Below are 14491 nucleotides of genomic sequence, written 5' to 3'. Positions count from 1 at the left end.
GTTACAACTCTAAAGTCCTATTCTATTATCAAATTTTCCAGCTGAAGCTTCTTAATTTTCTTACGGATAGGTGCACCAAGAATTAAAAAAGCAAAACCTAACAAAATCAACATTCCGCCCATTATTACGTTTATCATACTGAGATTCTGTGATGAAAAAGAATAATTTATTACACCAATCATCACATTAAATAGGCCTAAAATCAACTCTAACCACATTACAGATTTCCATAACCTGTTGATTCGCTTATAGTGTTTTATTCTGGATTCCAGATCTGTGTAAATATCAAACGGACCTTCCACTGACTTCTTTCTAAGGTAAACCCAGCGCATGTAAGTACTCACACAATCTATACCGTTTTCCTCTAAAAACTTGAGATATTTGATGCTATCCGGATGATCCGGCAAGTTATCTAAAAGCTCAATTCTATACGTGTACTCATTATTGGGGGTCTCTGTAAACACATATTTGCACCAGGATAATTCTGATAGAGCCATCCCCTTCGCAGACATTTCATTAAGCCACTTTTCTTCCTTCTCATAATCCCAAATTAGCTTGCGAACCACATGTTTCATTTGGACTCACCTCCAGCTATTCTCTTCCCATTCGCTATCAATTCTTCCAGACGGATGATCTCTCCCTGAATCACTGACTTTCCTAAGCCGGTAATTTCGTATTCTTTTCTACGGGAACCTTGCTCCCCTTCCACTGCTTTTATCCAGCCTTTTTCCAGTAAAGTGTTAAGTGCTCCGTATAAAGTGCCCGCGCCCAGATCAACCCGACCGTTACTTAAGTCCTTCACATTCTGCATAATTGCGTATCCGTGCATTGCTGTATATAGAGACAATAAGATATAAAATACAGCTTCAGTTAATGCGCCTCTTTCTGTGCTTTCAGGCATCATTTCATCCCCATTCTATTACTGTTGTCGATATATCGGCTTACGTAATATCATTATTACGGAAGCCGATATAATTGTCAATACAAAAACACCCATTTTTTTCAATCGCAGCGATCATGAGCGCAACAAAAAAACGCCTAGCACTTAGCTAGGACGGATTTGTTGGGGGGCTACTCAGCAGCTAGATACTCCCACCGTGGCACCTATTCCTTCCTCATTATGAAGTATCGGACTGAGATGCCGCTATTTCCGAAAAATAGCGTGTTTCAGCTTACGTTCGGACTCAGATGCAGCTATTCGTCTCCAAACACTCGCTTTTCACACGATTCCTTAGCAATAAGCGCTATGCAGTCCGAAACCTCTGTAAAATGTGCCAAAAATCAATAATAGCGGCCATACGGTCCGTTAGCTGAAACTGTTCGTACAGATTCTAAAACTACAAAAGTCTATACAAAAAATAGGCCAGATAGGATATGTAAAAAAGGAACATACCCAACCTGACCTATTCTTTATTTTGTTCTGCATAGTTTTTTATGGTCTCTCTTTTGAGGCATTTTGAACCATGACACCTAATACATTTTTAAACGTTTGAAGATCCTGTTCGGAAATATTGGTGATCGTATCATCTTTAAACTTTTCGGCAACCGGCAGTAAATCGAGATAGATCTGTACTCCCTTATCTGACAATTCCAACTGCTTGACTCGCTTATCCGCATGGGTGCCAGAGCGATGCAAGAACCCCTCAGATTCTAATTTTTGAAGCAGCCTGACTACGCTGGGCTCTTTTATAGACATTTTATCTGCTAGTTCTCTCTGGGTAATGGATTCACTGGTATAGATGTAATACATCGCAATCCATTGGCTCCGGGTCATATTATATGGCCGAAATTCCTTTTCTAAGGCTTCCGCGAATATTTTTGCACTACGGTTTGCAATAAAGGCCATACAGTCATCTAAATTAAACACTGTTTACACCAACCAATCCCAACTGTTTTATCTTAAAATAATCAACTCTTTTCTAATTTATTATAGCAAAATATATTAAGGAAGCTGAACATACTTTTCAAGTGATCACATAGTTCATTTATTTAGGCTGCAGCAGGATCCGTCTCCCGAGATACTTAGAACAACTTATCCTTGATGCAACGCCCCAATTCCTAAACCGAATGCTGCTTCATGAATTACTTCCCCAGTAGTTGGATGGGCAAAGATTGTCTGTGTAATCTGTTGTTCCGTAAGCCCATTGGCAATCGCAAGTGTAAGACTACTAATCAGAGAAGACGCATCGGGACCAATGATAGACCCTCCCACAATCTGTCCGGAGCCATTATCTTTGATTAATTTGATAAAACCTTCCGGTTCATTCATTGTCAATGCTTTTCCGTTACTTGCAAAAGATACCTTACTCACACGATAGTCCAGCCCATTCTCCTTACATTCATCTTCCAACAGCCCGACGCTGGCAATCTCTGGAGAGGTGAAAATTACATTCGGTACCGCGGAATAATGCATATCTTGGGATTCACCGAGTAAGGTGTTTACAGCCGTAATGCCCTGATGTGAAGCAACATGAGCAAGCTGAATAATGTTAGTTACATCGCCAATCGCATACACATTTTCTACATTCGTACGCATTTGTTTATCAACGGCAATACCTTTACCACGTTCATTTAGTTGAATACCTGCTTTTTCGATATCCAGACCCTCTAGGTTAGGCTCGCGTCCAATAGCGACCAATACTTTTTCACTAACTAGCAGATGCTCACCCTCACTATTCTCATAGGTTACAATCGCCTGACCATCATCCGCACGTTGGATTTTGGAAACTTTGGAGTTGGTATGAATATGAATCCCAGCCCGCTGAGCTAAACACATAATTTCTACCGAAATATCACTGTCCAGCATCGTTAGCAGACGGTCCATAAATTCTACAACATGAACTTCAACTCCTAGGTTACGGTAAATGAAGGCGAATTCCATGCCGATAACCCCACCACCGATGATAGTTATTACCTTTGGTAACTCTTCGCAGGCGAGCGCTTCAGTACTGTTCATTACAAATGGCAGATCAATTCCTGGGATATTCACCTTGGAAATCCTCGAGCCTGTTGCCACAATGATATTTTTTGCTGAAATACGGTAACTATTTTCGCCGATTACCTTCACTTCATGCGCCGATAGGAACGAAGCGTGGCCGCGAACAACCTGAACACCGTTTTTTTCCATTAAATAACCAACGCCGGAGACCAATTTCTCTTTGACTTCATTTTTACGACGAATAACCTGCTTCATATCCACTTGAAGATCAGATCCTGTTGTTATACCAAACAAAGAGGAGTTTTTTATTTCATGACAGATTTCAGATGATTTGACTAAAGATTTTGTAGGGATACAGCCAACATTTAAGCAGGTACCTCCTAATTCTTCTTTCTCAATCATCGCTACCTGAAGTCCTTTTTTTGCTGCATAAATAGCGGCAACGTAACCTCCTGGTCCTGCTCCAATGATAAGCAAGTCAGGGTTTATAGCATGAGTTTGTTGCACGGCGACTGCAGGTTGTGGGACAGATAATTGGACCGGAGCCTCCACCTGGATTGGATTTACTTCAAATAAGACTTGATTTGAGGCAATCTCGCCCCCCTCTTCAAATAATATATTGATAATAATACCCTCTTCTGCCGCTTCAATCGATCTGTTGCCTTTTCCAGTTTCAATCTGTACCAAGGTATCTCCTGCAGATATCTTGTCTCCGATATTTACATTTATCTTGCCTGCTTTCCCCTTTTTGCCACCTGGAATCATAGACATTTTTATTTCCATCGTTATGCTCCTCATATCCTTGAGGGGACTCATAAAGAGCCCCCTCAAGCGAATGTATTAGTGAATGACTACGCCTGCTTTTACCAGCTTCACACCGTTAGCAAGACAATCTCCAACAGGACATGTCTTTTCGATAAAGTCTGCAAAAGCATCTGCCTTTTCTTGGCTTTCGTTGGTTTTAAAATGCATAACAAAACGAATTTCTTGGAAACCATTTCTCACATCTGCAAGACCCATGAAACCATCCGGATCTAAATCTCCTTCAAGTTCAACATAAAATTCTTCGAAGCTAAAATCGTTAGCGTCTGCAAAGGCACTAGCGACAATGGACTGACATGCACCAAAGGCACACAATAACGCCTCGACGGGATTCAAACCAACATCGGTCCCCCCCAAATCCTCTGGTTCGTCCATAATAATCTTAAAACCTCTAGAATTGGTTTCAACTTGCATTCCATTAGGCAGTTTTTTAGCTGTCGCTTTAAAAGTAGTTAACATATGTATTACCTCCTCCTTAAGATTGTGAAAATAATAACATAGTAATCGATGAATATCAATACTTAGCTAAGTAAGTATTTTTCTCGAAGAAGAACTCGAACCTGATTCAATAAAAAAACAGGTTTCCAATCTACCTGAATAGGTAAATCAGAAACCTGTTTTTGTTGATAGGATGCGGTCAAGAGGACTCGAACCTCCACGATATTGCTACCACTGGCACCTGAAGCCAGCGCGTCTGCCAATTCCGCCATGACCGCATATTATGTAACTGGCGACCAAAACCGCCTGTACATAATACTATACTCCCTCTGCATTTAAAACGCAAGGTTTTTGTGTTATTGAAATAGGCTTCATATAGACTCATAGGTATAACCAATCAATATTATTCAGTTTATATATTTCTATTATAAATCCTCATATGGTACAACATAGATAAAGTAAGGCGCTATGACGGAGATGTCGGAATAATCGATCAATAGAAAGGATGAATACTTATGAACCAGCAGTGGAATACCCAAACCTATGATACTGATATGGCCTTTGTGTCTCAGTTTGGAGAATCATTGATTGAGCTGCTTCACCCACAGCCAGGCGAACAGATTATCGATTGGGGCTGTGGAACCGGGGATTTGGCGGCAGCCATTGCTGCTAAGGGCGCCACTGTGACAGGTATTGATGCCTCTGCCGAAATGATTCAGACAGCCCGTGACAAGCATCCCCATCTAAGCTTTGTCTTAGCTGATGGGCAAACTTATGTCGCGGAACAGCCAGTCGATGCTGTGTTCAGCAACGCTGCCCTTCACTGGCTAACAGACGCAAACGGAGCGGCGGCGTCCATTGTTGCCAGCCTGCGGGTAGGCGGCCGTTTCGTGGCCGAGTTCGGTGGACTGGGCAATATTGCTTCCATCGTCGCTGGCCTTCCACAAGCTTTTGCAGCCATTGGCTGTAGTCATAAGCTGCATTTGCCCTGGTACTTCCCAAGCGTTGGCGAGTATGCAACTCTACTAGAGAAGCACGGACTGACCGTGGACCTCGCCCTTTGTTTTGACCGGCCAACACCACTGGAAGGCTTGGAGCAAGGATTTCAGCGGTGGCTGAATACTTTTGCCGATGGAATCTTAAGTGTGCTCACACCGACCGAACGCGCAGAAGTTCTCTCTTCTATGGAACAGAAATTGAAATCCAAGCTATATCAGGACGGCCGCTGGGTAATGGATTATCGCAGAATCCGGATTGTTGCTTACAAACGAAGCTAGAATAGATAAGAAATACTTCTCATGTTCAATAGTCAAAAAAAGAGTGCACTGGCGCTTAATACGCGCTAGTACACTCTTTTTTACACGGGATCCTATTTTCTGTCTCCAACATACCGATCACTGCCAGCGCCAAGCCCGACAACCATCAACAGTACACTTGCACCCAGCAGTAAAATCAATGGCACCGTCCAGCTGTTCGTTACATCATGCAGCCAGCCGAATAATGCCGGTCCCATTGCTGCCAGTACATAACCCACAGATTGGGCCATTCCTGACAGCTCCGCCGCTTCTTGCGTGCTTCTTGTTCTTAGACTGAAGAACATCATCGCAAGACCGAAGGCAAATCCTCCGGCAATACCAAAGCATACCGCCCAGACAGCCATTAAAGCGCCGCTGCCTTGCCAGATGCCACCTAATGCGATGAAATAAAGAACAGCAGTGATTATAACTAGAATACGTTGGTTCTTCATCCGGCCTGCCCACAGCGGTACGAAGAAAGTAAAGGGTAGCTGTGCCAATTGCATGAGCGAGAGAAACCAACCCGCATTACTCGACGACATTCCCCGTTCACCGAGGAGAACCGAAAACCAGGCAATAAAGACGTAATAAAGCAGTGACTGTAAGCCCATAAAGATCGTGACTTTCCAAGCAAGAGATGAACGCCACATATTTTTGCTTGAGGCTGCACTCTTAGAGCCGGTTCCTTGATTAAGCTTACGCATTTGCGGAATCCAGAACACTGTTGCTAGAGCTGCGATCATAAACCAGATGGCCAAGGTCCCTCTCCAACCGAATCCAGCATTCGTTGCCAGCGGTACACTAATTCCTGAGGCAATAGCTGCGCATAAATTCATAGAAACCGTGTAGATACCTGTCATTAGCCCGATTTTGTGAGGAAACTTCCCTTTAATAAGACCTGGAAGTAGTACATTACACACGGCAATGGATAATCCAAGTATAGCAGTACCTGTGAACAACAGACCTGCTCCAGATCCCGAGCGAATTAGAATTCCCATAGCCAGCATGACCATGGCAACTAATAACACATTAGCTAAACCAAAACGGCGGGCCAGCTTTGGAGCAAACGGGGACAAGATGGCAAAAGCCAATAATGGTAAAGTAGTAATAGCTCCTGCTAGAGTATTGGATAAGCCGAGGTCATCCTGAATCAATTGTATTAATGGACCCACAGAAGTAAATGGAGCCCGCAGCGCTGCAGCGATAAAAATAATTCCCAGCACAAGTAGCCAGCGATCATATTTGCTGTCCATTAAGCTATTATTCTGAATGTGTCCTTCGCTTTGTGAAGCTTTCATCGTGTATCCTCCTAAATTACAAACAAATAACCCCGCCAAGCACAGAGCTTGTCAAGGATTTGAAATATTTTAAACACTATGAACCATCATCTACTATTCTATTAGAAGTTACAACCCTTAAGTAATTTTATACCCGAATTATTGACAAAACCGCTGACCATCTTTAGTATCCATATCATCGGGTAGTTGAGAATCAATTTCATTTGAACTCATATTTAAACCACAGAAAAGAGTGAACAGAATGCTTCGAAGGTTTTTTTCCTACTATCGTCCGTATAGAAAATTATTTATATTGGATTTCTCCTGCGCTGTTTTTGCGGGACTGCTAGAACTGGCTTTTCCGGTAGCCGTCAATAAATTTATTGATGATTTGCTTCCTGGTCAAGATTGGCCGCTTATTCTTATCGCTTGTGTTGCGCTGCTGGCGATTTACGCCTTAAATACGGTGATGCAGTATATTGTCACCTACTGGGGTCATATGCTGGGCATAAATATCGAAACTGATATGCGCAAAAAAATGTTTGACCATATTCAGAAACTCTCGTTCCGATTCTTTGATAATAATAAAACAGGCCATCTAATCGGAAGAATCACCAATGACTTAAATGATATCGGCGAAGTGGCGCATCACGGTCCTGAGGATGTATTTATTGCAATCATGACCCTTGTCGGAGCCTTTCTCCTAATGGCTGATATTAATCTGAAGCTGGCGATTATTACTTTTATTATCGTTCCAATTATGGCTTGGGTAATCATCTACTTCGGCCGCAATATGACTTCAACTTATCGCCAGCTATTTGGAAATGTAGGCAGTTTCAATGCCCGTATCGAAGACAATGTCGGCGGGATTCGGGTCGTGCAATCTTTTGCCAATGAGCAGCATGAACAAGAACTATTCGCAGTAGATAATCAAATGTTCCGCAAAACAAAACTTATGGCTTATAAAATCATGGCTAGAAGCTTGTCCGTCAGCTATATGATGACCCGCCTCATTACTATCCTGGTGATGATCTGCGGCGCATGGTTCTTTATCAATGGCGAGCTGCAAATCGGTGAATTTGTGGCGTTTATCTTGTTGTCTAATATCTTCTTCCGCCCTATCGAGAAAATCAATGCCGTGATCGAAAGTTATCCTAAAGGAATTGCCGGCTTCAGACGTTATCTGGAGATCATTGACACGGAACCTGACATCAGTGACAAACCGGATGCCGTGGAGATCAACGCTTTGCGCGGTGATATTACATTCCAGGATGTATCTTTTGGATACGAAGAGAATCGTCCGGTTCTGCAAAATATAAGCCTTAACGTAAAGGCTGGCGAAACCATTGCCTTTGTTGGGCCGTCCGGCGCAGGCAAAACAACAATCTGCAGCCTGCTTCCGCGCTTCTATGATGTCACAGCCGGGGCCATCACGATTGATGGCATCGATATCCGTGACATGAAGCTGGAATCGCTGCGCAAACAAATCGGGATCGTGCAGCAGGATGTTTTCCTGTTCTCCGGGACAATTCGCGAGAATATCGCCTATGGGAAACTGGATGCAAAGCTGCCTGAAATCTGGGAAGCTGCGCGACGTGCTCATCTGGAGGAGCTCATTCAGAATCTGCCAGATGGAATGGAGACAGTCATCGGGGAGCGCGGTGTGAAATTGTCCGGTGGACAAAAGCAGCGCCTGGCTATCGCTCGCATGTTCCTCAAGAATCCGCCGATTCTGATTCTGGATGAAGCTACTTCCGCGCTGGACACAGAGACCGAAGCCGCGATTCAGCAATCCCTGGCTGATCTGTCCGTAGGCAGAACCACACTCGTCATCGCTCACCGTTTGACGACGATCAAAAATGCCGACCGGATTATGGTCGTGAATGAAGAAGGAATCGCTGAACAAGGCAGACATGAGGAATTAGTCCATGCTGGTGGAATTTACAGCCGTCTGCATCAGGCACAATATAACTTTTAAAAAGTAATTTGCCACAGCTGGGCAAAAATGAAGCAAGCCTAGTCACCATGTTTTTGGCGACTAGGCTTGCTTTTTCACGTAACTCCTCTATTTGCAGCAAACGTGATGCTTGATTAAGGAATTCCTCCCTGATTTTCTTTGGTTTATTGCTCTAATCCTTGCAATCAGGGAAAACCTCCCGCAAATTCACCCCAATTTGCTCATAATAGTGGAATTCAAGCGATATTTAGGGAGGATTTCCCTGAAAAGCTAAGTAACCAGCATAAATCAGCTATATTCAGGGAGGTTTTCCTAAAAATTAAAAACGGCACAATTAAAGCTCAGTTCCCCTAGTTTCGCTATTGCGGCTCTGTTCCCCATACCAGCACTCCGTTCCGATAAAGGGTCACCTTGTTCCAATCCGCATAAGCGGTCTGAAGTGAATTAAACGAATAATCATTGGCCTCGTTAAAATTGCTCCAATCTGTCTTGTGTATCCGGGTCTGAATATCCCCGGAAGTTCCTCCAGCGGCAAGCATGCCCGCACCTGCGTTGAATTTCACTTCCAAATAGTAATCTGCTCCCGTTCGAGGCGTGTCCAGCTTTACAAAACTGCCTGCTACCTTGCTGTTGCCGATCTGGGCATAATCGCAGAAAAAGGATTGCGGCTTGTCTCCATCGATCGTATACCAGTAACGGATGCTCAGCTCGCTAAGATCGACTGCAGTTGTGCCGTTATTTTTAATATTAAAATAGGGCTTCATCTGGTTGTCATTTGGGTTAGTATCCGCTGTCCGATACGCCACTGCAAGCCCGGTGACCGGTTCGACAGGCCCCGAGCCTTGCGGTGTAGCCATCGCTTGTACAGAATTGCTGCTCGTACCCGCACTATTGACAGCATTCACAACATAATAATAAGTCGTTCCGTTGCTAACCGCCGCATCGCTATAGCTCGTCCCGGTAGCCGTAGTCAGAGTGGTATAAGGGCCACCACTCGTAAGTGACCGTTTCACCGTATAGGAAGTTGCTCCCGCCGAGGTGCTCCAGCTAAGATTCACGAGCCCATTGCCTGCAGCTGCATTCAAGTTAGCAGGAGCTGCTGGAACTACGGGAGCTGCCACTGTCTCCAATACGGACCAGTAGGCCGGCTTAGATTGAAGGCGCTCATCAAATAATAAAGGCCAATTGTTACGGGCTACCGGATAAGTGCGCAGCCAAGTATTACTGTCATCCTTCCCCCAGAGAGTGACATTCGTGACCGTATCCGTGTGCCGCAGGAAGATCTCAAATAATGATTTGTATAAAGCCGCTTGGCGCTGCTTCAAATTATCAGGGAAGGTCTCATAGGCTTGAGAATTATCAGAATACACACTAATATCCAGCTCAGTAATATGAGTTTCCAGCCCTAAAGCCTTGAACTTGATAATCGAATTTTCGATTTCAGAGAGCGAAGGATAATACAAACTGATGTGCGTTTGATGCCCTACTCCGTCAATAGGAACCCCTTTAGCCTGAAGTCGTACAATCAGATTGTATAGCGCTTGGCTTTTGGCTGGCTCATGGGTATTGTAGTCATTGATGAACAGTTTTGCGTTAGGATCAGCTTCATGAGCGAACTGGAACGCCTTCTCAATATACTCTTCACCCGCGATCTGGTACCACAGGCTGCGGCGCATGCCATCAGATTGCGAAGTGTCAATCACTTCGTTGACGACATCCCAAGCATAGATTTCACCTTTATAACGTTCCATAACAGTCTTAATATGACTCTTCATCCGCTCATATAACACCGTTTTGGAGACCAAATTACCGCTGGCGTCACGGAACACCCAATCCGGTGTCTGCGAATGCCAGACCAGGGTATGTCCACGTACCTGCTGCCCATTTGCGGTAGCAAAAGCTACTGCCGTGTCAGCTTCAGCGAAATTAAACACACCTTCCTGCGGCTCCGTGCTGTCCCATTTCAGAACATTTCCTGGCGTTACACTATCAAAATGCTTGTCCAACAATTGCCGATCCGGAGCTGTCAGCAGCTCACTATTCGTAAACGCCGAGCCGATCAGAAATTTGTTTGCAAACACATCCTTCAGCGAAGGAATCGCATCCTCGATGACAATTGGACCGAGATCCGGTAGCTTTTCCAATCGAAAATCATCCAAATAAAAAGAAGTTGTCGCGCTACCCGGCACTTCAAAATAAATAGAAAGTTGATCTGCCGGCTCCAATAGCTTGTACTGCGCCTGAAGCTTCACCCAACCGTTCGCTGTCACTGCTCCAAAGGTCAAATTGTCATAATGAATGGTAGCAGGTAATGTCCGCTGCAGTGACATATAGATATTCGCGTTAGATGATCCGGCAGGCAGCTTCACCCATCCAATAAACACATAAGTTTGTCCCACTTCCAGCTGGCTAGTCACATCCAGTGAAGGTCCATGCCACGTTTTTGTTCGGCCGCTTACCTCCAGGCCATATGTGCCGCTGCGTGCCGCATCTGTTTTGGCTGTAAGCACCTCAACTTCCCCACGTCCACTCCAACCCTGAACAGTGCCATCTTCAAAATCGCTTTGCTGAATAAGCGTGTTCTCCGCATGTGCGGGTGCAGCCCAATACGCAGGTACAAGCAAACATAAAACCAAAACAAAATTAAGCGCTTTCAAAAAAGTTCCTTTTTTCATCGCTTCGATTCTCCCTTCTGAGTTAGGTTCGAACCTTATGGCTTCGTTTCTTCCTGTCCCCGATACCGCTCGGGCCACACCACCTTCCTCATAAAAAAATCAGAGCCTATCCTCAGGAGGAACCAAGCTAGGCAGGTCATCCGTGAAGTATGGGCTCTATATCGCCATAATATCACATATGTTTCCATTTATGGAACTGAAATTAATTATTTTCGATCTTATTTTACTTAAGCTGAACGGATCTGCATTATCAGATCTATTTAGCGCCGAAAAAACCCAAGAGACGACACCATTATGGTGTTGTCTCTTGGGTTACATAACATGCTGGCTGAATGTACGGGATTTTTCCCGTACAATTCGGTATTTCCAGCTGGATCAACGCATTGTACGGGATTTTTACCGTTCATTTCGGCGTTTCCAGCGGGATCCGCACAATGTACGGGAGTTCTACCGTTCATTTCGCCACTTCCAGCTGAATCGACCAATTGTACGGGAGTTATACCGTTCATTTCGGCATTCCTTGGAGATACTGAGATACAACAACAAATAAAAAAAGAGCCGTGTTGTGAACACGACTCCCTCTTCATATAAACCGCATCAGTAGCGGCATATTTGCAAGGAGCTTAGCAATAAGCTGTCATCCTTGATTTATTTTTTCGCAATATGAACCTTCAGCTGCTTGCCCTTCACGGTGGTCTCTCTCATCGCTTGCAGCACCATTGCGCCTTTACCGTTCAAAATATCCACGTAGGTCACATTGTCCTGAATCGAGATAATCCCGATATCTTCGGCGGACATACCTTCAAGCTTTGCTATTGTGCCGACAAAATCCACGGCTCTTAGCTTCTTTTTCTTGCCGCCGTTGAAGTATAGCTTCATAATCTCTTTGTTTAAGCTTTCGCTTTTGTCCTTTTTGCGGACAGGCTGCTTATTAATCTTCTGCTCGAACGCTTCCTTTGCGTAGGCCACTGCGTCGTCCGAAGGTGCTTTCATATGCGGAATGCTGAAGCCAATATAGCTTTCGATTTCAGTTACCCACTTCTGCTCATTCGGAGTGACAAAAGTGATCGCTTTACCTGTCTTGCCTGCACGCGCGGTTCTGCCTGTACGATGCACGTAGCTTTCTTTTTCCAGTGGAATATCGTAATTAATCACATGGGTGATATTCTCGATATCAATCCCTCTAGCCGCCACATCGGTAGCGATTAAATAGCGGAATTGCCCTCTTTTAAAAGCATTCATGACCTCAAAGCGCTCATCCTGCTCCATACCCCCGTGGATCTTATCACAAGGATATTCCAGATCCGCCAGTCCTCTGAATACAGCATTCACCTGCTCTTGCGTACGGCAAAAAACAATACAGCTATCCGGATTCTCCACCGTTATGATATCGCTTAGCAAAGAGAATTTGGCAGCTTGTCTCACTTCAATCAACGCATGTTCAATCGTAGCCGTCGTAATTCCACTTGCCTGAATCTCGATATCCGTTGGATCGCTCATATATTTTAGGCACAAATTCTTAATGACTTCGGGTAAGGTAGCTGAGAATAACATCGTTACTCGCTCTTTGGGCAGCTGCTTAATGATCTTCTCGATCTGCTCAATAAAGCCCATGCTCAGCATTTCGTCAGCTTCATCGATGATCAAATATTTGATTCGATTTAGCGGAAGTGTGCCTCTTTCAATATGGTCAAATACGCGTCCAGGCGTACCTACGACAACATGTGTTTTTTGCGTAAGCTCTATCTTTTGAGGGGCAAAGGGCTGCTTGCCGAAAAGAGCAACTGCTTTAATCCGTTTAAAACGTCCGATGTTCGTAATATCCTCTTTCACCTGCATCGCAAGCTCCCGAGTTGGCGTAAGAATCAAAGCCTGCGGCTTATTCTCCACCCAATCCACCAGATCGCAAAGCGGAATACCATAAGCTCCCGTCTTGCCACTGCCTGTTTGCGATTTCACAATCAGATCCTTTTGCTGCAAAGCCACAGGAATTACCTTGCTCTGTACCTCCGTAGGTGTCATAAATTTCAGAACATCCAGTGCTTTAATTATCTCTTCGTCTAACTCATAATCTCTAAATTGCAATTCACTCATCGTTCAACCTCTTCTATGCCGATTGTTCTGGTTAAAGCGGAAACTCCGCGATCCTTCCATCTTGTGCATACTTATCATTATAACAGTTATTGGCGTCCTTGATTCCATTCCTTATAGAACTGGTCCAGAAAATTCAACATGAAATCATGCCGTTCTTCCGCTAACTTGCGTCCATAAGCCGTATTCATTAAGAATTTTAGTTTCAACAGCTTCTCATAAAAATGATTCACAGCCGTCCCTTTGCTATAATCCCTGTATTCCTTCTGCAGCGACTCCTCGCGTGGAGAAACTTCCGGATCATAAGCCGGACGTCCCTTTGCGCCTGAGAAAATAAAGGTTCTGGCAATGCCAATCGCGCCAAGTGCATCTAGTCGATCTGCATCCTGCACCACTTGACCTTCCAGAGTCTGCATAGGTTCTCCTCCACCACCACTAAAAGACATCGTTTCAACGATCAGCATGATATGACGAATTTGCTCCTCCTCTGTAAGGTTTGCCGTAAGCCAAGTGTGGACTTTAAGCAGACCTGCTTCTTTTGACGGATTAAGCTTCTCGTCTGCAACATCATGCAGCAAGGCTGCCATCGTACAGATAAAAACATCCGCACGCTCGATCTCAGCAATTTCACATGCCGTGCTGCGGACCCGATGGGTGTGCCACCAGTCATGCCCCGTAGTATCTTGTCCCAGTTGTTCTTTCACAAATTCTTCCGCCCGGGCTATTATTAAAGGTTGATTCATCGTCAACAAGCTCCCCTCGCCTATGAAATATCGAAGCCCTATTATAGCTGATTGCCTGTCCATTCGCCTACTAAAAATCTTCGTTATAACAAATTCTTACTTGCACGACTCCAAATGATCCGCTATAATCGGCAGTAATCAAAATGTCGAAGGGAATTGATTCTGATGAACACCATAACAATCATGCTGAATCAACTTCATTATTATCACAAACAGCGTTAGCAACCCTGAAATTCTCAGGGAGGCTAACGCTAC

At 44.4% G+C, this 14491-nt stretch carries 11 protein-coding genes and 1 tRNA gene; 2 read left to right on the top strand and 10 right to left on the bottom strand.

Features of this window, described 5'->3' with window-relative positions:
• Nucleotides 1-17: 17 nt before the first annotated feature.
• The 6 genes from NSQ55_RS09860 to NSQ55_RS09835 form a co-directional block, all read right to left on the bottom strand.
• The gene (locus NSQ55_RS09860; RefSeq protein WP_339172894.1) at nt 18-575 is read right to left on the bottom strand and encodes a DUF2812 domain-containing protein; all 558 of its coding nucleotides are present in this window, start codon (nt 573-575) and stop codon (nt 18-20) included.
• A complete protein-coding gene (locus tag NSQ55_RS09855; protein WP_076133666.1) occupies nt 572-901 on the bottom strand; it encodes a helix-turn-helix transcriptional regulator in 330 nt (109 codons plus the stop codon). The genes NSQ55_RS09860 and NSQ55_RS09855 overlap by 4 nt, the downstream gene beginning before the upstream one ends.
• Before the next feature lie 531 nt (nt 902-1432).
• Complete coding sequence (locus NSQ55_RS09850) at nt 1433-1867, bottom strand: MarR family transcriptional regulator (RefSeq protein ID WP_076304425.1); 435 nt, start codon at nt 1865-1867, stop codon at nt 1433-1435.
• Nucleotides 1868-2032: 165 nt separating this feature from the next.
• Complete coding sequence (gene lpdA / locus NSQ55_RS09845; RefSeq protein WP_339172891.1) at nt 2033-3721, bottom strand: dihydrolipoyl dehydrogenase; 1689 nt, start codon at nt 3719-3721, stop codon at nt 2033-2035.
• A 57-nt stretch (nt 3722-3778) separates the two neighbouring features.
• Nucleotides 3779-4219, bottom strand: a complete 441-nt coding sequence (locus tag NSQ55_RS09840; protein ID WP_076125055.1) for an OsmC family protein — start codon at nt 4217-4219, stop codon at nt 3779-3781.
• A gap of 173 nt (nt 4220-4392) precedes the next feature.
• Nucleotides 4393-4476 (bottom strand) — tRNA-Leu (locus NSQ55_RS09835).
• Nucleotides 4477-4713: 237 nt separating this feature from the next.
• On the opposite strand from NSQ55_RS09835, the gene NSQ55_RS09830 reads away from it, so the two are divergent.
• Nucleotides 4714-5475: a methyltransferase domain-containing protein gene (locus NSQ55_RS09830; RefSeq protein ID WP_076184332.1), complete on the top strand. Its 762-nt coding sequence runs from the start codon at nt 4714-4716 to the stop codon at nt 5473-5475.
• A gap of 92 nt (nt 5476-5567) precedes the next feature.
• Here NSQ55_RS09830 and NSQ55_RS09825 read toward each other — a convergent pair whose 3' ends face one another.
• Complete coding sequence (locus NSQ55_RS09825; RefSeq protein ID WP_248549329.1) at nt 5568-6746, bottom strand: MFS transporter; 1179 nt, start codon at nt 6744-6746, stop codon at nt 5568-5570.
• Nucleotides 6747-7032: 286 nt separating this feature from the next.
• Between NSQ55_RS09825 and NSQ55_RS09820 the strand changes: the two genes are divergently transcribed.
• Entirely contained in the window at nt 7033-8748 is a 1716-nt protein-coding gene (locus NSQ55_RS09820; protein WP_076125049.1) for an ABC transporter ATP-binding protein, read from the top strand.
• Between the two features lie 338 nt (nt 8749-9086).
• Here the strand turns inward: NSQ55_RS09820 and NSQ55_RS09815 are convergent, their stop codons facing one another.
• The 3 genes from NSQ55_RS09815 to NSQ55_RS09805 all read right to left on the bottom strand — a co-directional run bounded on the left by NSQ55_RS09815 (nt 9087) and on the right by NSQ55_RS09805 (nt 14236).
• Entirely contained in the window at nt 9087-11402 is a 2316-nt protein-coding gene (locus NSQ55_RS09815; RefSeq protein WP_339172885.1) for an endo-1,4-beta-xylanase, read from the bottom strand.
• Between the two features lie 648 nt (nt 11403-12050).
• Nucleotides 12051-13496, bottom strand: a complete 1446-nt coding sequence (locus NSQ55_RS09810; RefSeq protein WP_339172882.1) for a DEAD/DEAH box helicase — start codon at nt 13494-13496, stop codon at nt 12051-12053.
• An 86-nt stretch (nt 13497-13582) separates the two neighbouring features.
• A complete protein-coding gene (locus NSQ55_RS09805; RefSeq protein WP_076276371.1) occupies nt 13583-14236 on the bottom strand; it encodes an HD domain-containing protein in 654 nt (217 codons plus the stop codon).
• Nucleotides 14237-14491 lie beyond the last annotated feature (255 nt).

Source organism: Paenibacillus sp. FSL H7-0943, from assembly GCF_037963265.1.
Lineage (GTDB): Bacteria > Bacillota > Bacilli > Paenibacillales > Paenibacillaceae > Paenibacillus_AQ > Paenibacillus_AQ odorifer.
The sequence above is the reverse complement of the archived record's forward strand: the minus strand, read 5'-3'. Positions and strand labels throughout refer to the sequence as shown.